This is a genomic window from Micrococcus sp. KT16 (assembly GCF_003315015.1).
In the GTDB taxonomy this organism is placed as follows: domain Bacteria; phylum Actinomycetota; class Actinomycetes; order Actinomycetales; family Micrococcaceae; genus Micrococcus; species Micrococcus luteus.
The window spans coordinates 24,994-44,028 of the sequence record NZ_QNRG01000008.1 but is presented as its reverse complement, the minus strand read 5'-3'; the positions used below and the strand labels follow the sequence as shown (position 1 = coordinate 44,028).

Here is a 19,035-nt window from a genome sequence, read left to right as displayed (position 1 = left end):
CCAGCCTACTCGTGGTGCCCGGGCGGCGGGGCCGGACCGGGACGGGGGTCACATCGACGGTGCAGGCTCAGTCCTCGTCGCCGCGCAGCGCCGCCAGGGCGTGGGCGAGGTCGTCCGGATACGGGGAGGTGATCGTCACCGGCTCCCCCGTGACCGGGTGCGGGAACGCCAGGCGGTGGGCGTGCAGCCACTGGCGGGTCAGCCCGAGCTCGGCCGCCAGGCGCGGATCCGCCCCGTACGTGAGGTCGCCGACGCACGGGTGGCGCAGCGCCGAGGTGTGCACGCGGATCTGGTGGGTGCGCCCGGTCTCCAGGTGGACCTCGAGCAGGGTGGCCCGGCCGAACACCTCGAGCGTCTCGTAGTGGGTCACGGACGGCCGGCCGTCCTCGAGCACCGCGAACTTCCAGTGGTGGCCGGGATGCCGCCCGATGGGCGCGTCCACGGTGCCGCTCAGCGGGTCCGGGATGCCCTGGACCACGGCGTGGTAGACCTTCTCCGGCACGCGCTCGCGGAACTGGTCCTTCATGGCCGTGTAGGCGCGCTCGGTCTTGGCCACGACCATGACCCCGGTGGTGCCGACGTCGAGCCGGTGCACGATCCCCTGGCGCTCAGGGGCGCCCGAGGTGGTGATGTCGTAGCCGAGGGCGGCCAGGGCGCCCACCACGGTGGGCCCGACCCAGCCCGGCGAGGGGTGCGCGGCCACGCCGGTGGGCTTGTCCACGGCCACCAGGTCCTCGTCCTCGTACAGGATGCTCAGCGCGTCCACGCGCTCTGCCCTCACTTCCAGGGGGTCGGGGTCGTCGGGGACGTCGACGGCGAGGGTCTCCCCCACCACGGCCTTCGCGGACTTGGCCAGGACGCGGTCCCGGCGGCCGGAGCGCGACTCGGCCCGCACCAGGCCCCGGGAGAACCAGTCCGCCAGCAGCGAGCGGGAGACGCCGAACGCGTCGGCGAGCACCGCGTCGACCCTCCGGCCCGCCTCGGCCTCGGTGACCTCGAGCCGCTCGGTCAGTCCCGGTCTCATGCCCATGTCCTCACGCCTCCCGTGTGCCGTCCAGGCGGCGGCCGGTCATCACGAGCAGGGCGACGCCGATGACGGAGCAGACGATGAACGAGTCCGCCACGTTGAAGATCGCGAAGTGCGGCACGGAGATCATGTCGACCACGTGGCCGCGCCCGAACGCCGGGGGCCGGAACAGCCGGTCCGTGAGGTTGCCGAGCACGCCGCCGGCGAGCCCGCCCAGCGCCAGGGCCCACGGCGTCGAGCGCACGCGGGCGATCCCGACGAGGGCGGCGACCGCCACCACGGCTTGGATGATGGTGAACACCCAGGTGTGGTCCTCGCCGATGGAGAAGGCCGCGCCCGGGTTCAGGATGTAGTGCCAGCGCAGCACCCCGGGGATCACCGCGACGGAGTCCCCCAGCTGCATCGTGCTCTCGACCGCGTACTTGGTCAGCTGGTCGAGGGCGTAGGCCAGCACCGCCACGATGAGGGCGGTGAGCACGGCTCGCCGGCCCGCGCGAGGGGATCGCGGGGCCGGCGCGGCGTCGACGGCACGACTCACGCCGTGGGCGTGGGGGGCTCGACGCGCTTCTGGGCGCGGATCTCCCGCAGCTGGCCCTCGATGTAGGAGGTGAGGCGGCTGCGGTAGTCGGTCTCGAAGCTGCGCAGCTGTTCGACCTCGCCCTCCAGGCCGGCCTTCTCCACGGCCAGGGCCTCGAGGGTGCGGGCCTTCTGTTCCTCGGCGTCGCTGACGAGCCGGGCCGCGGTGGCCTCGGCCTCGGCGACGAGCTCGGTGCTGCGCTGCTCGCCCGCGGCGACGTGCTCGTCATGCAGCCGCTGGGCCATGGCCAGGACGCCGGCGGCGGAGGTCGCGGCCGCGTCGGCGGCGGCCGGGGCCGCCTCCTCGACGGAGGCCGGCGTCGCGGCGGCCTCCGGGGTGTCCGCAGCGGGGCCGGCGGCCGGGGCGGCGCCGCCGGCGCGCAGCTCCGCGTTCTCGGACTCGAGCTGCTCGTTGAGGGCGATCAGGCGCTTGAACTCCGCCACGATCTCGTCGAGGAAGTCATCCACCTCGGTCTGGTCGTAGCCCTCGCGGAACTTCGTGGGCTGGAACTGCTTGTTGACCACGTCTTCCCAGGACAGCGCCATGGAACCGTCTCGCTCTCTGCTCGGTGCTCGGGGACGGCCGGGCGGCCCGGCGCGTCGGCGGTCGGCGCGCCGGTGAGGGGCGGCGCCGACCCTGCCGCGAAGACTACCACCGGGGCCGACAGCCGCCCCGGGCCGCGGGTCAGGCCACGCCGGCCAGGCTCAGCACCAGGACCCGCAGCAGGACGACGCCGAGGAACACGATGAGGAAGGCCACGTCCAGGCCGATGCCACCCAGATTCACCGGCGGCACGGCACGACGCACGGGGCGCAGCAACGGATCGGTGGCCCCGTACACGCCGCTGGCCAGCATGAGGGCCGCCCCGGTGGGGCGCCAATGGCGGGCGAACGACTGCGTGACGTCCAGGACGATCCGCACGGTCAGTGCCGCGAGCACCACCGTCAGGGCGATGTAGGCGAGGGCGAGGAGCAGCTGCATGGGCGCCTCAGTCGCCGTCGAACGGGGAGTCGGTCTCGCCGGGCTCGCCCTGCTCGGCGCCGACGACGTCCACGGTGGCCGGGGTCAGCAGGAACACCTTGCTGGTGATGCGGGAGATCGAGCCGTGCAGGCCGAAGACGAGGCCGGCCGCGAAGTCCACGAGGCGCTTGGCCTCGTTCTCACCGAGGTCGGTCACGTTCATGATCACGGGGACGCCGGAGCGGAAGGCCTCGCCGATCGCCTTCGCATCGTTGTAGGAGCGGGGGTGGACGGTGGAGAGGGTGTGCACGGAGGCTCCTTCGGCAGACGACGCTGCGGCTCGCTTGATGGGGGTCACCGGGGCCCGGTAGCCCGGGTCGACCGGCTCGGGACGCGCCGGACGCCGGGGTTCGACGTGATCGGCCGCGGTGGAGCCGGACGGGGTCACGGGCTCCGGCCGCTCGGCCGGCTCGGGGTCGCGGACCGCAGCCGGGCGGACGCCCTCCATGTGGGGGTCGGTGTCCGGCTCCGCGGGGCGGCGCGCCTCGACGACCTCGTGTCGGGGCGCGGCCTCCCGCTCGGCCGCACGCGGCTGCTCGTCGTACTCGTCGCCGTCGGCCAGGCCGAGGTAGATCATCGTCTTCTTCAGGGCGCCAGCCATGAGTCTTCCTTCACCACGTCCTCCGGCCCCGGGGGGCCGCCGTCGTTCGTCGTCGGTGCGCGTTCGTCCGCACGGTCCTGTCGCGTCCCGCCGGGACGCGCGGGGTCAACGTTAGCCCACCGCGTCCCGGGCCCCCAGAACGTCGGAGCCGATGCGCACCTGTGTCGCCCCGGCGCGCACGGCCGCCTCGAGGTCCGCGCTCATCCCCATGGACAGTGCGGTGGCCTCCGGATGCGTCTGCCGCAGGCGCGCGCCGAGTGCGGCAAGGCGGCGGAACGCGTGCTCCGGGTCCAGGCCGCGCGGTGCCACGCACATCAGCCCGCCCAGCCGCAGGCCCGGCAGGCCTGCGATGACGTCCGCGAGGGCGGGGACGTCCTCGGGACGGGCGCCGCCGCGCGGGCCGATCCCCTCGGGACGGTCCTCGTCGGCGCGGTCGTCGACGTCCACCTGCACGAGGCACTCCAGGTCGGGGATCGCGGCCTCGGGCTCGCGCTCGCGCCGCAGCAGGAGCGCCCGCGAGAGCGCCTCGGCCAGTTCGGGTCGGTCCACCGACTCCACCACGGACGCGTAGCGCACCACGTACTTGGCCTTGTTGGTCTGCAGCTGGCCCACGAAGTGCCAGCGCGGGGCGTCCGCCCCCAGGGCCGCGGCGACGGCCTCGGCCTTGGGCCGGGCCTCCTGGTCGCGGTTCTCCCCCACGTCGGTCACGCCGAGCGCGGCGAGGCGCACGACGTCGTCGGCGGGGTGGGTCTTGGTCACGACGACGAGCGCGGGCTCCGCCTCGCGCCCGGCGTCCCGCGCGGCGTCGGCGATGCGGGCGCGCACCGCGGCGAGCGCGTCGGCGATCTCCCGGGCGCGGGGGTCCGTGGGGGTCGGCCCGGCGGTGGCGGGGGCGGTCATGCCTCTCCTCTCGGGGTGGTGGCGTCGGGGTCGGTGCGCCAGACGAGGCCGGCGAACCGGCCCTCACCGGGCGCCCGGCGGTGCGAGAACAGGCGTTCGTCCTCGCGCGTGCACGCGTCGATCGTCGCGGTGGTCACCCCGCGGGCGCGGAGGACCTGTGCGGCGCCGGCGGGCAGGTCGAGGGCGGGGGTGCCCCAGGACGTGGTGGCCGCGGTCGCCGGGAGGCGGGCGGCGGCCTCGGCGCGCAGGGCGGCGGGCACCTCATAGCAGCGGCCGCACACGCCGGGGCCGATCCAGGCGCGCAGGCCGGGACCGGTCCGGTCGGTCTCCGGGCGCAAGGAGAGCAGCCGATCGACGGTCGCCTCCAGGACGCCGTCCAGCAGCCCGCGCCGCCCGGCGTGGGCCACGGCGGTCGCGCCGGTCGTCTCGTCGACGAAGACCACGGGGAGGCAGTCGGCCACCATGACGGCCAGCGGACGGGACCCGTCACGGCTCACGGCGGCGTCGGCCACGGGGGCCGAGGCACCGCCGCGCCCGGGTCCGTCCGCCCACACGACGTCGGCCGAGTGCACCTGGTCCAGATAGAGCGTGGCGTCCTCGGGGACCCCCATCACGCGCTCCAGGGCGCGACGGGCGGCGCTGACACGCGCGAGTCGCTCGGCCTCGTCCGGCGGGACCACGTGCAGCGCGAGGTTGCCGGCGGCCACGGACGTCCAGGCCACGTGCACGGCGCCCGTCGCGGTGCGGACGGTCTCGCGGTGCACGAAGGGGCCGGCGGGGACCCGTGCGGTCCCGGCCGGCCCCTCCGCGGCCGTCACTTGAGGAAGTCCGGGACGTCCAGGTCCGAGGACCCGGCGCCGAGGTCCGGCTCCACCACGGTGGGCAGGTCCTGCTGGCGGCGCGGCTGCTGCTCCTGCGGGGCCAGCGGCACGGTGCCGCGCACGGCGGGGCGCTCGGCCTGCTGCGGCTGGGCCGGGGCGGCGGGCTGCGGCTGGGCGGCGGGCTGCGGCTGCGCGGGGGCCGCGGCCCGCTGCGGGGCCGCCTGCTGCTGCACGGCCTGCGGGGCGGCCGGGGCGGAGGTGACGTCCACCTTGTCGAAGCCCGCGGCGATCACGGTCACGCGCACCTCGTCGCCGAGGGCGTCGTCGATGACCGCGCCGAAGATGATGTTGGCCTCCGGGTGGGCGACCTCCTGGACCAGTCGCGCGGCCTCGTTGATCTCGAAGAGGCCGAGGTCGGAGCCGCCCTGGATGGAGAGCAGCACACCGTACGCGCCGTCGATGGAGGCCTCGAGCAGCGGCGAGGCGATCGCCAGCTCGGCCGCCTTGACGGCGCGGTCCTCGCCCTGCGCGTGGCCGATGCCCATGAGCGCGGAGCCCGCGCCCTGCATCACGGACTTCACGTCCGCGAAGTCGAGGTTGATCAGGCCCGGGGTGGTGATCAGGTCGGTGATGCCCTGGACGCCGGAGAGGAGCACCTGGTCCGCCTGACGGAAGGCGTCCATGACCGAGACGTTGCGGTCCGAGATGGACAGCAGCCGGTCGTTCGGGATCACGATGAGGGTGTCGACCTCGTCCCGCAGGGCGTCGATGCCCGCCTCGGCGGAGCCGGCGCGACGGCGGCCCTCGAACGTAAACGGACGGGTCACGACGCCGATGGTCAGGGCGCCGAGCGAGCGCGCGATGCGGGCCACGACGGGCGCCCCGCCGGTGCCGGTGCCGCCGCCCTCGCCCGCGGTCACGAACACCATGTCCGCGCCCCGCAGGACCTCCTCGATCTCCTCCGCGTGGTCCTCGGCGGCCTGGCGGCCCACCTCGGGGTTCGCGCCCGCGCCGAGTCCACGGGTGAGCTCGCGGCCCACGTCCAGCTTCACGTCCGCGTCCGACATCAACAGCGCCTGGGCGTCCGTGTTGATGGCGATGAACTCCACGCCGCGGAGCCCCACCTCGATCATGCGGTTCACGGCGTTCACGCCGCCGCCGCCGATGCCGACGACCTTGATGACGGCCAGGTAGTTCTGGGGTGCAGCCACGGTGTTGGTTCCCTTTGTTCGAGATCTCGAGAGGTCCGCGCGAGGCACATCGCCCCGATGATCGGCGGCCACCCGGGGTGGACACCTTCAAGCACAGCGTGAAGCGAGCCTCGCGCGCGTTCGGGTCCACCGTACTGGGAGGCCCGCGTCACGTGCAAAAGAAAACGGCGTGTCCACGCGGAAAAGACGGCTCCCGCATCAACTTTCACGTGAGACTCGAAGGAGCAGCCGCCGCGGTGAGGACACCCCGACTCGCACGAGACCAGGCGCCCCGACCTTCACCTTCACGTTCTACTGGAGACTCCTGTGGCCCCGGTTCAGCGCGTGATCGGCCGCGTGGGCACGGAGACGTCGATCTCGGCGACGCCGCCCGCCGCGGACCCGTGCCGCTCGTCCGCCAGGAACGCCTCGGCCACGGACCCCTTGAGGCCGGCGTCCTGCGCGTCGCCCCAGACCAGGATCACCCCGCCCTCGAGCGCCAGATAGACCTGGCCCGGGCCCCGGGAGTCGGCGGTCTCGACACGATCGGCCACGGCCTCCGGCAGGGCGGCCAGCACCTCGGCCACCTCGGCACGCTCCTCCTGCGCCCGCTGCGCCAGCTCCTCCGAGAACGCGGGGAGGTCCTCGCCCTCGAGCCGCTCCTCCGGCACTCTCGTCAGGACGGTGCCGTCCGCGAGCAGCAGCTGCGCGCCGTCGTCACCGTCCCGCCGGGCCCGCGTCTCATGCTCCCGGACCACGACCTCCAGGCCGGTGGGCAGGCGGGGCGCGGTCTCGACCTCGGCCACCCCGGGCAGACCGCCGACCAGCTCGCGCACGCGGCCGGCGCCGACGCGGGACAGCGGCACGCCGGACACGGGTTCCAGGCGCTCCTGGACGTCGGTGGCGGAGACATGGCGGGTGCCGGTGACCTCGACGCGGTCCACCGCGAGCACGGGCGAGAAGAACACGACCCAGCCCAGGGCGCCCAGCACCGCGAGCACCGCGGCCGCCACACCCCAGCGGGTGGCGCGGCGCCGGCGCGCGGTGCGGCCCGGGAATCGGACCACGGTGGAGGCGTCGGCCCCGGCTGGTGCGACCGGCGGCGTCCCGCGGCCGAGCCTCACGGGTGGGCGACGCCGGGCGCCGCGTCCCGACCGAGCTCGGCCAGCAGGTCCGCACCCAAGGCGGTGACGTCCCCCGCGCCCATCGTCAGGACGACGTCGCCGGCCGTGGCGCCCGCCGCGAGCGAGCGCACCGCCTCGGCGCGGTCCTCGGCGACGACACGGTCCTCGGCGGCGCCCGTGGTGAGGCGGGAGGCGATGAGGGACGAGTCGACGCCGGGCATCGGCTCCTCCCGAGCCGCGTACACGGGCAGCACGCGCACCGCGTCCGCCCCGGAGAGGGCGGCGGCGAACTCGGCGGCGAAGTCCCGGGTGCGGGAGAACAGGTGGGGCTGGAACAGGACGTGCACGCGGGCGTCGCCGGCCACGGCACGGCCGGCGGAGACCGCGGCGGCCACCTCCGTGGGATGGTGCGCGTAGTCGTCGAAGACCCGCACGCCGCGCGCGGCGCCGCGGAACTCGAAGCGGCGGGCCGTGCCCCGGAAGGCCTCCACGCCCCGCACGGCGGCCTCGAAGGCCATGCCCGCCCGGACGGCGGCCAGGACCACGGCGGCGGCGTTCAGCGCGTTGTGCCGGCCGGGCACCTGCAGATGCAGGGTGCGCTCCGGGCCGCCCGCCATCCGGAACGTGGCGCGCTGGCCCACTCCGGTCTCGCCCGGCTCCACCGCGAGGTCGGTGACCAGCAGGTCCGGCGCCACGCCGTCACGGGGCGCCGAGCCGTAGGTCACGACGTCGGCGGCCGCGTGCTCCCGTGCCCAGGCGGCCAGGTCCGCCGCGCCGGCGTCGTCGAGGCAGGCCACGAGGACCCCGCCCTGGGCGGCGGCCGGCAGCCCGCCCGCGAAGTCCCGGAAGACCTGGTGCACCGCCTCCTCGGTCCCGTAGTGGTCCAGGTGGTCGGCCTCCACGGTCGTGACGATCCCGATCGTGCTCGGGTAGTTCACCAGGGTGCCGTCGGACTCGTCGGCCTCCGCGATGAACCACTCGCCCCGGCCCGCCCGGGCGTTGGTGCCGAGCCCGGCGACGGCGGCGCCGACCGCGAACGTGGGGTCCCAGCCGGCGTCGGAGAAGGCCATGGCGGCCATGGAGGACGTGGTGGTCTTCCCGTGCGTGCCGGCGACGGCCAGCACCCGGTGGCCGCGCATGGCCAGGGCGAGGCCCTCGGAACGGTGCAGCACGCGCAGTCCGCGCGCCACGGCGGCGTCGTGCTCCGGGTTGCCCGGCCCGGCGATCGAGGAGGCGATCACCGTGGTGACGTCCCGGCCGAGATGCGCGGCATCGTAGCCGACCGTGATCCGGGCACCGCCCGCGGCGAGCTCGCGCATCACGGGCAGGTCCTTCGCGTCGGAGCCGGACACCGCGACGCCTTGCTCCTGCAGGATGCGGGCGACCCCCGACACGCCGACACCGCCGATCCCCAGCAGGTGCACGCGGCCCAGGTCGGCGAAGCGGCCCTCGGCCGCGGGACGGGTGCTCTCGTCGCGGCTCATCGCCGGGCTCCTTCCTGGGCGGCCGAGCGCACGAGGCCGGCCATGGTGACGTCCGCATCCCGGACGCCGAAGCGGGCGGCCGCCTCCCCCATGCGCGCGAGACGCTCGGGGTCGGTCGCCAACGGGATCAGCTGACGCTGCACCCACGCGCGCCCGAAGGCGTCGTCTCGGACGAGCAGCGCGCCCTCCGCCTCCACCACGGGGCGGGCGTTGAGCGCCTGCTCGCCGTTGCCGATGGGCAGGGGGACGTAGACGGCGGGCAGGCCGACCGCGGACACCTCGCAGACCGTGCCGGCGCCCGAGCGGGCCACGATCAGGTCGGCGGCGGCGTAGGCCTGCTCCATGCCCGCCAAGTACTCCCGCTGGACGTAGCCGTCCCGGACCAGCAGGCTGCCGTCGTCCTCGGTGAGGGCCTTGTCCCGCCCGGTCAGGTGGAACACCTGCAGACCGGCGTCCAGGAGGTCGCCCAGCGCGGCGCGCACGGTGCGGTTCACGGCCAGCGCACCCGAGCTGCCGCCGGTCACCACGACGGTGGTCCGGTCCGGGTCCAGGCCGAGGGCCTCACGGGCGGCACGGCGGGCGGCCGCCCGGTCCAGGCCGGAGATCTCGGGGCGCATCGGCATGCCCACCCAGCGGGCGCCGCGGAGGCGGGTGTCCGGCAGGGCGGTGCCGACGTGCGTGGCCCGCAGGGCGCCGATGCGGTTGGCCAGGCCGGGGCGGGCGTTGGCCTCGTGGACCACCACGGGCACACCGGCCCGGAACGCGGCGAGGTACACGGGGGTGGCGACGTAGCCGCCCACGCCCACGACGACGTCGGCGCGCCGGTCCCGCAGGATCCGGGCCGCCGTGGCGACCGCGGCGCGCAAGCGGGCCGGGAAGCGGACGACGTCCATCGACGGGCGGCGCGGCATCGGGACCCGGTCGATCAGGTCGAGCTCGTAGCCCGCCTCGGGGACGAGACGCGTCTCCATGCCGGAGGCGGTGCCGACCATGGTGCACTCGACGGGGCCGCCGCCGTCGTCCTCCAGGGCGCGGGCGATCGCGAGCATCGGGGAGATGTGGCCGGCGGTGCCGCCGCCGGCCAGCACCACCCGCAGGGGTCCGGAGGGATGAGAGGTCTGCGTCATCGGGGCTCCTGGAGGGCGGGGGTGGGGATCACGGGGAGGGGGTCGGTGTCCGGCTCGTCCGCCTGCGGGCGGGCGTCCGGCTGCGCGGCACGGCGGCGCTCGTGACGGGCGAAGGCCAGCACGATGCCGACCGCGCTCAAGGACAGGGTGAGCGCGGAACCACCATAGGAGATGAAGGGCAGGGGGACGCCCACCACGGGGATGATCCCGGAGACCATCGCGATGTTGACGGCCGCCTGGCCCACCAGCCAGGCCAGGATCCCCCACGTGGACAGGCGGATGAACGTGGACGTGGTCCCGGCGGCGACGCGGTAGATGCCGATCGCCAGGCCGAGGTAGGCCAGCAGCACCACCAGCGTGCCCACGAGCCCGAGCTCTTCGCCGAGGATGGTGAAGATGAAGTCGTTCTCGGCCTCCGGGATGTAGCTCCACTTCTGGCGGGACTGGCCGAGGCCCGCGCCCCACCAGCCGCCCGAGGCCAGGGCGTACATCCCGTGCGCCGGCTGGAAGCAGGGGTCGGTGGCGTCGGAGCAGTCCCCCATCCAGGCCTGCACCCGGACCATGCGGTGCGGGGCGAGGAGGGTCAGGGCCAGGATGCCCAGCATGCTCAGCGCCAGGAAGGTGAGGAAGACCCCCCAGTGGGTGCCGGCCACGTACAGCACCGTGGCCAGCACGAGCGCGAGGATGATCGCGGTCCCGAGGTCGCTGCCCGCCATCACCAGGACCAGCAGCAACAGGCCGCCGGGCAGCACCGGGATCAGCGCGTGCCGCACCTGGGTGACGAGGCGGTGCTTGCGCTCCAGGACCGCCGCCGCCCACAGGGCCAGGGCGAGCTTGGCGGCCTCGGAGGGCTGCATCCGGAACCCGCCGATGCCGAGCCAGTTGCGATTGCCACCCACGGTGACGCCGAGCGGGGAGAACGCGACCAGCGCGAGCAGGATCACGGCCACGCCGAACGCCGGCCAGGCGAGCGCCTTGAAGACGCGCACCGGCAGGCGCGAGAACACGAGCAGGGCCGCCACGCCCGCCACCGCCCAGGCGGTCTGGCGCAGGAACAGGGCGTACGAGCCGCCGCCGGTGCCGATCGCCTCGACGGAGGACGAGGAGAGCACCATCACGAGGCCCAGCACCGTGAGCAGGGCGGTGCAGCCGCTGATGAGCAGGACCGACAGGTCGAGGGCGCGGCGACCCTCGAGGACCCGCCACATCCGGCGCAGGAGCCGCTCCCGATGCTCGGGGGCGTCGTCGTCCGCGCGGGGGCGGACCGGGCGGAGCTCGATCGGGGACATGGCCCTCCTCACGGGGGAAGCGAGACGGTCGGGTGGGCGGCGGGTCAGTCGGCGTCGGGCGCGGCGTCGTCGTGCACGTCCCAGCCGTGCTCGCGCATCAGCCCGGCGACGGCCTCGATGAACGCCTCGCCGCGGGCCGCGTAGGAGCGGAACTGGTCCATCGACGCCGCGGCGGGCGCCATGAGCACGGTGTCGCCGGGGCGGGCCAGGCCGTCGGCCACGCGCACCGCCTCGGCCATCACGGCCGCACCGTCGGCGGGGCCGGTGCCGTCGGCCGCGGTGAGGGGGGCGTGGACGGGGACCTCGGGGGCGTGCGCGGCCAGGGCCGCGCGCAGGGCCGAGGTGTCCCTGCCCAGGAGCACCACCGCGCGGAGCCGGTCGGCGTGCGCGGCCACCAGCTCGTGATAGGTCACGCCCTTGGGTAGGCCGCCGGCCAGCCACACCACGGAGCTGAACGCCGCCAGCGACGCGTCCGCGGCGTGCGGGTTCGTCGCCTTGGAGTCGTTGACCCACATGACGTCGCGGGAGGTGGCCACGAGCTGGATGCGGTGCTCGCCGCGGTCGTAGACGCGCAGGCCCTCGGCCACGGCCGCGGGGCTCACCCCGACGGCCCGGGTCAGCGCCGCCGCGGCGGCCGCGTTGGCCATGGTGTGGCGCGGCGCCACCGGGCCCAGGTCGGCGCGCTCGGCCAGGGCGATCGCCTCGTGACGCCGGTTGTCCAGGAACGCACGGTCCACGAGGATCCCGTCCACGACGCCGATGTCGGACAGGCCCGGGGTGTCCGTGGTGAAGCCGATCGCGCGGCAGCCCTCCTGGACGTCCGCGCGTTCCACGAGGGTGCGGGTCAGCGGGTCCTGCTCGTTGAACACGCAGGCCACCCGCGTGTTCGCATACACCTTGCCCTTGGCGGCGGCGTACTCGTCCATCGAGCCGTGCCAGTCCACGTGGTCCTCGGCGAGGTTCAGCACCGCGGACGAGGCCGGGGCCAGGCCGTGCGTCCAGTGCAGCTGGAAGCTGGAGAGCTCGAGGGCGAGCACGTCGAAGCCCTCCGGGTCGCGGATCGCGTCGAGCACGGGGGTGCCGACGTTGCCGCAGGCCACCGCCCGACGGCCGTCCGCCCGCAGGATGGCCTCGACCATCGTCACGGTGGTCGTCTTGCCGTTCGTGCCCGTCAGGCACACCCAGTCGGCGGTCTTCCGCCCGGCGCGCTCGCGCAGCCGCCAGGCCAGTTCGACGTCGGACCAGATCGGCAGGCCCGCCGCGTGGGCGGCCATCAGCAGCGGCTGGTCCGGCCGCCAGCCCGGGGAGGTCACGACGAGGTCCGCGGCGGCGCCGTCGACCTCGGGCAGCGCCTGCGTGGCCGCCCGGTCGAGCAGGACCTCGCGGACCCCCACGATCCGCAGGGTCTCGGCGCGCGCCCGGTTCTCCGGGCCGTCGTCGCCGTCCACCACCACGACGGCGGCGCCCAGCTCGGCCAGGGTGTCGGCCACGGAGAAGCCGGTGACGCCCAGGCCCGTGACGACGACGCGCAGGCCGGCCCACCCCGGGGCGTCCCAGGACGTGAGGTCGGCGGTGCGGGCGGTGTCGGCGCGGGGCCGGCGCACCGGTGCGGGCGCGGCGTCGGACGCGGGGCCGGTCACGGGGTCACCCCCGCGAGGCCGCCCTGGCGGATGAGCCAGTCGCCGTAGAAGATCGCGAGCCCCACGGTGACGCACATCAGGGACAGCAGCCAGAAGCGGACCACGACGGTCACCTCGGCCCAGCCCTTGAGCTCGAAGTGGTGCTGCAGCGGCGCCATGAGGAACACGCGCTTGCCGCCGGAGACCTTGAACCAGCCCACCTGGATGATGACGGAGAGGGTGATCGCGACCATGAGGCCGGCCAGCACGGCCACCAGGATCTCGGTGCGCGTGAAGATCGCGAAGCCGGCCAGGGCGCCGCCCAGGCCCAGGGAGCCGGTGTCCCCCATGAAGATCTTGGCCGGGGAGGTGTTCCACCAGAGGAAGCCCAGCAGGCTGCCCGTGAGGATCGCCGCGAGCAGGGCGAGGTCCATGGGGTCGCGGACCTCGTAGCAGCCGCGGGTGCCCTCGAGCGCGCAGGACTGGCTCGACTGGAAGAGCGATATCAGGACGTAGGCGCCCGTGATCATGGCGGTGGCGCCCGTGGCTAGCCCGTCGAGGCCATCCGTGAGGTTCACGGCGTTCGTGGTGGCGGTGGTGATGAGGTTCGACCAGATCACGAACAGGATGACGCCGATCGCGGGTCCGGCGAAGGCCAGGTCGAGCCACGGGATGTCCCGGGCGAAGGAGATCGCCGTCGAGGCGGGGGTCAGGCCCCGCTCGTCCGGGAAGTTCAGGGCGAGGACCGCGAAGGCGGTGCCGATCAGGGCCTGGAGGATGATCTTGCCGCGCGGCGTCAGGCCGAGCGAGCGCTGCTTCGTGATCTTCGTGAAGTCGTCCACGAAACCGACGAAGGCCATGCCCACCGTGAGCAGCAGCAGGATCAGGCCGGAGGCCGTGGGCCCGCCGAAGTCGACGCCGAACACCGCGAGCAGCCCGTGGGTGATCAGGTACGCCAGCACCATGGAGCCGATGATGACCGCGCCGCCCATCGTGGGCGTGCCGCGCTTGGTCTTGTGGGTGGTCGGGCCGTCGTCGCGGACGAACTGGCCGTATCCGCGCTTGACGAGGAACCTGATGAACAGCGGGGTGCCGACGGCCGAGAGGACCAGGCCGAGCACGCCGCCGATGAGCAGTCCGATCACGGTCGGGACTCCTTCGGGGAGGCGGAGGGGGCGGCGACGGCGTCGGCCGTGGCGAGGCGCTCGCCGAGGGCCGCGAGCCCGACGCCGTTGGAGGACTTGACGAGGACGAGGTCGCCGGGGCGCAGGTGCTCGGCGAGGAACGCCTCGGCCTGCGCGGCGTCGTCGACGAAGTGCGCCTCCTCGCCCCAGCTGCCCTCGTTGAGGGCGCCGATGTAGAGCGGCCGGGCTCCGGCGCCCACCACCAGCAGCTGGGCGATGTTCAGGCGCACCACGGACTCGCCCACGAGGGTGTGCTCACGGACGCGGGCATCGCCGAGCTCGAGCATCTCCCCCAGGACGGCCCAGGTGCGGCGGCCGCTGGAGCGGCCGAGGGTGGCCAGCGTCCGCAGCGCGGCGCGCATGGACTCGGGGTTGGCGTTGTACGCGTCGTTGATGATCGTGACGCCGTCCGCGCGGTCGGTGCGCTCCATCCGGAAGCGGCTGGCGGGCCCGAGCCCGTCGAGACCACGGGCGATCTCGGCCGGGTCCATGCCGGCGGCGTGGGCGGCCGCGGCGGCGGCCAGCACGTTGTGCACGTGGTGCAGGCCGGTCAGTCCGGAGGCGACCGGGTGCCGCACGGCGGCCTCATCCGTCCCGACCTGCAGGTCGAAGACGGGGCGCTCCTGGTCGTCGGCGCGCACGTCCCGTGCGGCGACGAGGTCCGACGCGCGGCCGGCGGCCACGTCCTCGGCCGCGCGGGCGACGCCCCGCTCGTCCGCGGTGATCCAGGTGATCGGGGCGGCGGCCCGCGCCGCCATGCCGGCGACACGCTCGTCGTCGAGGTTGAGGACGGCGACGCCGTCGGGGCCGAGGGCCTCCACGAGCTCGCCCTTGGTGCGCGCGATGTTCGCCACGCCGCCGAAGCTGCCCGCGTGGGCGGTGCCCACCATGAGCACGACGCCGATGTCCGGGCGCACGATGTCGCAGAGGTACGCGATGTTGCCGACGTGGTCCGCGCCCATCTCGACCACGAGGAAGCGCGTGTCCAGCTCCGCCCGGAACACCGTGAGCGGCACGCCGACCTCGCCGTTGTACGAGCCGACCGGTGCGACGGTGGGGCCCTGGGTGGCCAGCAGCGCGGCGAGCAGGTCCTTCGTGGTGGTCTTGCCGGCCGAGCCGGTGATGCCGATGACGGTGGTCGGGGAGTGCTCCCGGACGCGGCGCACGACCTCCCGGGCGAGCGCGCCCATCGCGAGCACGGCGTCCGGAACGAGGATCGCCGGGTGCGCGGCGCCGTCGGGGGCGTGCGTGGCGCGCTCGGCGAGCACAGCGGCGGCGCCGGCGCCCAGCGCGGCGTCGATGAAGTCGTGGCCGTCGGCGCGCTCCCCCGGCTTCGCCACGTAGAGCGTGCCCTCGGCGGTGACCTCCCGCGAGTCGGGGGTGACGTGCACCAGCACGGTGGCGGGGTCGAGGGTGGCCGAGAGCGTGCCGGACACGGCCTCGGCGATCTGGGCTGCGGTGAGAGCGATCATGACTCGATGACCTTACCCTCGCGGGCGGGGCCGGAGCCCGAGGCGGAGGCCGCCGCGACACGGGCGGCCAGGGCCTCGCGCAGGGCCACCCGGTCGTCCAGCGGGACGAGCTCGCCGTCGTAGTCCATCGTGGTCTCGTGCCCGCGGCCGGCCAGGAGGATGCCGTCCTGCGGCCCCGCCAGCTCCACGGCGCGGCGGATGGCCGCCGCACGGTCGGCCACCTCCTCGATCACGACCGTGCGGCCCTCCTCCCGCGCGATGCGGTCGGCCTCGGCGCGGGCGCCGGCGAGGATGTGGGCGCGGATCGGGGCCGGATCCTCCGAGTGGGGGGTGTCGTCGGTGACGATCACCACATCCGCCGCCCGGGCCGCGATCGCGCCCATCACGGGCCGCTTGTCACGGTCGCGGTCGCCGGCGGAGCCGAACACGATCAGGGTGCGGCCGCGCGTCCCCGCCGACGCCCGGGCGTCGGCGAGGGAGCGCAGCGCCTGGACCATGCCGTCCGGGTTGTGCGCGAAGTCGACGACGGCGTCCGGCTCGCGGCCCACGACCTCCATCCGCCCCGGGACGGCGGCGGCCAGAGGGCCCTCGCCCGCGGGCACGTCCAGGACGGCGGCGAGCGCGTCCAGGTGCTCCTCCCCAACGGCGTGCAGCACGAGCAGGACCGCGAGGGCCGCGTTGGCCACGTTGAAGCGGCCCGGCAGACCGACGGAGGCCCGCAGCTCCCGGCCCGTGGCCGCGTGGCGCAGCGTGAAGCGGTGGCCGAGGCCGTCCGGCGCGAGCTCGGCGACCTCCCAGTCCGCCCGGAGGCCGGGGTCATGTTCGGCCAGGGCGCCCGGCGTCGGCGCGGCCGGCCCGAGGGCGAGCGTGGTGACGGGAACGCCGGCGGCCCGGGCCATGGCGACGCCCCAGCGGGGTCCCTCGCCGCCGTCGAGCGTGATGACGGCGTGGTCGGTGCGGGCGGGGTCGAACAGACCGGCCTTGGCCGCGAAGTACTCCTGCATCGAGCCGTGCATGTCCAGGTGGTCCTGGGTCAGGTTGGTGAACCCGGCCACCGCGTAGCGCAGGCCGGCGATCCGCTGGTACGCCACGGCGTGGGAGGAGACCTCCATGACGGCGGTGTCCACCTCCTCCTCGCGCATGAGCGCCATGAGGGCGTGCAGCTGGGTGGCCTCGGGCGTGGTGAGCGTGGAGGGGACCTCCCGCTCCCCCGCGCGGATCAGGATCGTGCCCACGATGCCCGACCGGCGCCCCAGGGCCTCGAGCAGGGCGGCGGCGAGGAAGCTCGTGGTGGTCTTGCCGTTGGTGCCGGTCACGCCGAGCAGGCGCGGGCCGGCGTCGCCCCCGCCGCCGTAGACGCGGGCCGCCACGGTGCCAGCGGCGGTGCGCACGGCGTCGACCTCGAGCACCGGGACGTCGGCCAGGCCCTGCTCCGCCAGGAGCGCGCGGCCCGCCGCGTCCGTCAGGACGCCGACGGCGCCGGCCTCCAGCGCCGTGGCCGCGAACGCCGCGCCGTGGGCGCGCGCCCCCGGGACGGCGACGTAGAGGTCGCCCGGGCGCACGACACGCGAGTCGAGGCTGACCCCCGTGACGCCGTCGGCCGGGGCCGCGCCGTGGACGTGGGCCGCGATCCCCGCCCCGGCCAGCGCCTGTGCGAGGGCGGGCCAGGGCGTGGCGGGGGTGTGGGAGGGCCGGAAGGCGGCGTCCTGCTGGGCCGGGGTCAGCGGAGCAGGGGGGTCACTCGGGGTGGTCATGGGGGTGCTCCTGGGGTGCTCGGGGCCGGAGGCGTGGGTCACCACGGCCGGTCCTGTGGATCGTCCACGAAGACGCGGTAGTCGTTCGGCTCGGCTCCGGTGGCGGGCACGTCCGCCTGGCGGAGCATGTACTCCATGATCGTGGCGGCCGCGATGGACACGTCCCGGGAGCCCTGCTTCGACGGCGGCCGATGCATGGACACGGACACCACGAAGCGGGGGTCGTCGAGCGGGGCGACGGCGGTGAAGCCGAAGTTGTAGCCGTCGTACGTGCCGGTGTCGCTCGCGGCCTCGGCGGTGGAGGACTTGCCGCCCACGCGATACCCGGGGATCGCGGCGGCCTTGCTGGTGCCCTGCGTCACGACGGTCTCCATCATGCGGAGCATCTGCGCCGCCGTCTCCTCGGAGACCACGCGGTGGGGCTCCGCGGACGACTCCCAGCGCTTCTCCGCGCCGTCGCCGTCCACCGTGGCGTCGATCAGCCGGGCCGGGATCAGCACGCCGCCGTTGGCGAGGGCCTGGTACATCTGGGCGGTGTGCAGGGTGGTCTGGGTGTAGCCCTGACCGAAGGCCGTGGTCAGGCGCTGGCGGCCGTCCCACTGCTCGGGCGGGACGAGCACGCTGCCCGCCTGCTGCGGCAGGCCGAGGTCGATGGGCTGGCCGACCCCGAAGGAGCGCATGTACTCGTAACGCTGCTCGTCCGTGATCTTCTCGGCGATCTGCACCGTTCCCGTGTTGTAGGAGCGCGCGTAGATGCCTGCGACGGTCATGTCGAACGTCGGGTGCGGGGAGAAGTCCCGAATGGTCTGCCCGTCGAAGTCCTGGCTGCTGGGGACGGTGAAGCCGTCCGTGGCGGTGACCTTCCCGGCGTCGACGGCCGCCGCGATCGGCAGCGCCTTGCCCGTGGAGCCCGGCTCGTACGGCGTGCTCATCACGGTGGAGGTGCGGAAGTTCCCCTCGGTGGCGTCGGGGTCGGCGGGGTCCACCGTGGTGGAGTCCGCCATGACGATCACGTCGCCCGTCTTCACGTCCATCACGACGGCGTTCGCCCACTCCGCCTCGTACTCGGCGGCGAGGGCGCCGAGGGTCTCCTGCGCGAACCACTGGGCGTCCTTGTCCACGGTCAGGCGCAGGTCGGCGCCGTCCACGGCCGGAACCTCCTCGAGCGGGGCGTTGGGGATGCGGATGCCGTCTGCGCCCACCTCGAACGTGCGGGTGCCCGGGGTGCCGGTCATGACGTCGTCCTGGCTGAGCTCGAGGCCCTCGAGGGCGGTGCCGTCACCGCCCATGAAGCCGATGATGCTGCCGGCGACCGACCCGTTCGGGTAGGTGCGGCGGTCCACCGCCTCGGAGAGCAGGCCCGGCACGTTGAGCGCCATGGCCTTGTCCCGCACCTCCGGGGTCACGGAGCGACGCACCACGGCGTACGGGCTGGAGCCGATGGTGGCCTCGCGCACCTCCTCCTCCGACATGCCGAGCACCTCGGCCAGGCTGGCCAGGCGGGAGTCCACGTCCACCAGCACGGTCTCCCGGGCCTCGCGGTCCCATTCGTTGAAGTCCTTGACGAGGCGCTGGTCCACGACGATGTCGTAGCGGCGCACGCTGGCGGCCAGCACGTCGCCGTCGCGGTCCAGGATGGACCCGCGCTGCGGCAGGGTCTCCTGGTGTGTCAGGCGCTGGTCCATGGCCGCCGCGGCCTGCCCCGTGGGGTCGATGCCCTGCACGTAGACGAGCCGCAGTGCGAGCCCGCCGAGCAGGACGAAGACGAGCAGGAGAAGGATGCGGGTGCGCACGGCGGGGTGCCCGGGAGCGGGCCCGACCGTCGATCCGCCGCGGGGAAGGTGCG

The 19,035-nt window shown here is 74.8% G+C and carries 17 protein-coding genes; all 17 read right to left on the bottom strand.

Annotated features, from left to right (window positions below; genetic code table 11):
* Nucleotides 1-67: 67 nt before the first annotated feature.
* The 17 genes from DE149_RS07920 to DE149_RS07840 all read right to left on the bottom strand — a co-directional run bounded on the left by DE149_RS07920 (nt 68) and on the right by DE149_RS07840 (nt 18,982).
* Nucleotides 68-1,030, bottom strand: a complete 963-nt coding sequence (locus DE149_RS07920; RefSeq protein WP_080772536.1) for an RluA family pseudouridine synthase — start codon at nt 1,028-1,030, stop codon at nt 68-70.
* Between the two features lie 4 nt (nt 1,031-1,034).
* A complete protein-coding gene (gene lspA / locus DE149_RS07915) occupies nt 1,035-1,505 on the bottom strand; it encodes a signal peptidase II (RefSeq protein WP_036314214.1) in 471 nt (156 codons plus the stop codon).
* Nucleotides 1,506-1,561: 56 nt separating this feature from the next.
* Complete coding sequence (locus DE149_RS07910) at nt 1,562-2,149, bottom strand: DivIVA domain-containing protein (RefSeq protein WP_113914295.1); 588 nt, start codon at nt 2,147-2,149, stop codon at nt 1,562-1,564.
* 139 nt (nt 2,150-2,288) lie between these two features.
* Nucleotides 2,289-2,585: a YggT family protein gene (locus tag DE149_RS07905; RefSeq protein WP_113914294.1), complete on the bottom strand. Its 297-nt coding sequence runs from the start codon at nt 2,583-2,585 to the stop codon at nt 2,289-2,291.
* Nucleotides 2,586-2,592: 7 nt separating this feature from the next.
* Entirely contained in the window at nt 2,593-3,225 is a 633-nt protein-coding gene (sepF, locus tag DE149_RS07900; RefSeq protein ID WP_113914293.1) for a cell division protein SepF, read from the bottom strand.
* Between the two features lie 111 nt (nt 3,226-3,336).
* Nucleotides 3,337-4,125: a YggS family pyridoxal phosphate-dependent enzyme gene (locus tag DE149_RS07895; RefSeq protein WP_113914292.1), complete on the bottom strand. Its 789-nt coding sequence runs from the start codon at nt 4,123-4,125 to the stop codon at nt 3,337-3,339.
* Nucleotides 4,122-4,943, bottom strand: a complete 822-nt coding sequence (locus tag DE149_RS07890; RefSeq protein WP_113914291.1) for a polyphenol oxidase family protein — start codon at nt 4,941-4,943, stop codon at nt 4,122-4,124. Before DE149_RS07890 ends, DE149_RS07895 begins: the two co-directional genes overlap by 4 nt.
* Entirely contained in the window at nt 4,940-6,157 is a 1,218-nt protein-coding gene (ftsZ, locus tag DE149_RS07885) for a cell division protein FtsZ (protein WP_036314171.1), read from the bottom strand. Before ftsZ ends, DE149_RS07890 begins: the two co-directional genes overlap by 4 nt.
* A 317-nt stretch (nt 6,158-6,474) precedes the next feature.
* Entirely contained in the window at nt 6,475-7,203 is a 729-nt protein-coding gene (locus DE149_RS07880) for a cell division protein FtsQ/DivIB (RefSeq protein WP_199489698.1), read from the bottom strand.
* Nucleotides 7,204-7,256: 53 nt separating this feature from the next.
* Nucleotides 7,257-8,744 carry a UDP-N-acetylmuramate--L-alanine ligase gene (gene murC, locus DE149_RS07875; RefSeq protein WP_036314167.1) on the bottom strand — a complete coding sequence of 496 codons (1,488 nt, stop codon included), beginning with the start codon at nt 8,742-8,744 and terminating at the stop codon, nt 7,257-7,259.
* The gene (gene murG, locus DE149_RS07870; RefSeq protein ID WP_113914290.1) at nt 8,741-9,871 is read right to left on the bottom strand and encodes an undecaprenyldiphospho-muramoylpentapeptide beta-N-acetylglucosaminyltransferase; all 1,131 of its coding nucleotides are present in this window, start codon (nt 9,869-9,871) and stop codon (nt 8,741-8,743) included. The genes murC and murG overlap by 4 nt, the downstream gene beginning before the upstream one ends.
* Nucleotides 9,868-11,160, bottom strand: a complete 1,293-nt coding sequence (ftsW, locus tag DE149_RS07865) for a putative lipid II flippase FtsW (RefSeq protein ID WP_113914289.1) — start codon at nt 11,158-11,160, stop codon at nt 9,868-9,870. The genes murG and ftsW overlap by 4 nt, the downstream gene beginning before the upstream one ends.
* A gap of 44 nt (nt 11,161-11,204) precedes the next feature.
* Complete coding sequence (murD, locus tag DE149_RS07860; RefSeq protein ID WP_199489697.1) at nt 11,205-12,800, bottom strand: UDP-N-acetylmuramoyl-L-alanine--D-glutamate ligase; 1,596 nt, start codon at nt 12,798-12,800, stop codon at nt 11,205-11,207.
* Nucleotides 12,797-13,924 (bottom strand): phospho-N-acetylmuramoyl-pentapeptide-transferase, encoded by a 1,128-nt coding sequence (gene mraY, locus DE149_RS07855; protein ID WP_036314159.1) that lies wholly within the window; start codon nt 13,922-13,924, stop codon nt 12,797-12,799. The genes murD and mraY overlap by 4 nt, the downstream gene beginning before the upstream one ends.
* Nucleotides 13,921-15,435 carry a UDP-N-acetylmuramoyl-tripeptide--D-alanyl-D-alanine ligase gene (murF, locus tag DE149_RS07850; protein ID WP_113914288.1) on the bottom strand — a complete coding sequence of 505 codons (1,515 nt, stop codon included), beginning with the start codon at nt 15,433-15,435 and terminating at the stop codon, nt 13,921-13,923. Before murF ends, mraY begins: the two co-directional genes overlap by 4 nt.
* A complete protein-coding gene (locus tag DE149_RS07845) occupies nt 15,432-17,189 on the bottom strand; it encodes a Mur ligase family protein (protein ID WP_113914287.1) in 1,758 nt (585 codons plus the stop codon). The genes murF and DE149_RS07845 overlap by 4 nt, the downstream gene beginning before the upstream one ends.
* A 38-nt stretch (nt 17,190-17,227) precedes the next feature.
* The gene (locus DE149_RS07840; RefSeq protein WP_233490727.1) at nt 17,228-18,982 is read right to left on the bottom strand and encodes a penicillin-binding protein 2; all 1,755 of its coding nucleotides are present in this window, start codon (nt 18,980-18,982) and stop codon (nt 17,228-17,230) included.
* Between the last annotated feature and the right edge of the window lie 53 nt (nt 18,983-19,035).

Coding starts and splice junctions, on each gene's coding strand:
- DE149_RS07920 (WP_080772536.1), bottom strand. CDS start 1,030: ATGGGCATGAGACCGGGACTGACCGAGCGGCTCGAGGTCACCGAGGCC.
- DE149_RS07910 (WP_113914295.1), bottom strand. CDS start 2,149: ATGGCGCTGTCCTGGGAAGACGTGGTCAACAAGCAGTTCCAGCCCACG.
- DE149_RS07905 (WP_113914294.1), bottom strand. CDS start 2,585: ATGCAGCTGCTCCTCGCCCTCGCCTACATCGCCCTGACGGTGGTGCTC.
- sepF (WP_113914293.1), bottom strand. CDS start 3,225: ATGGCTGGCGCCCTGAAGAAGACGATGATCTACCTCGGCCTGGCCGAC.
- DE149_RS07895 (WP_113914292.1), bottom strand. CDS start 4,125: ATGACCGCCCCCGCCACCGCCGGGCCGACCCCCACGGACCCCCGCGCC.
- murC (WP_036314167.1), bottom strand. CDS start 8,744: ATGAGCCGCGACGAGAGCACCCGTCCCGCGGCCGAGGGCCGCTTCGCC.
- murG (WP_113914290.1), bottom strand. CDS start 9,871: ATGACGCAGACCTCTCATCCCTCCGGACCCCTGCGGGTGGTGCTGGCC.
- ftsW (WP_113914289.1), bottom strand. CDS start 11,160: ATGTCCCCGATCGAGCTCCGCCCGGTCCGCCCCCGCGCGGACGACGAC.
- murF (WP_113914288.1), bottom strand. CDS start 15,435: ATGATCGCTCTCACCGCAGCCCAGATCGCCGAGGCCGTGTCCGGCACG.
- DE149_RS07845 (WP_113914287.1), bottom strand. CDS start 17,189: ATGACCACCCCGAGTGACCCCCCTGCTCCGCTGACCCCGGCCCAGCAG.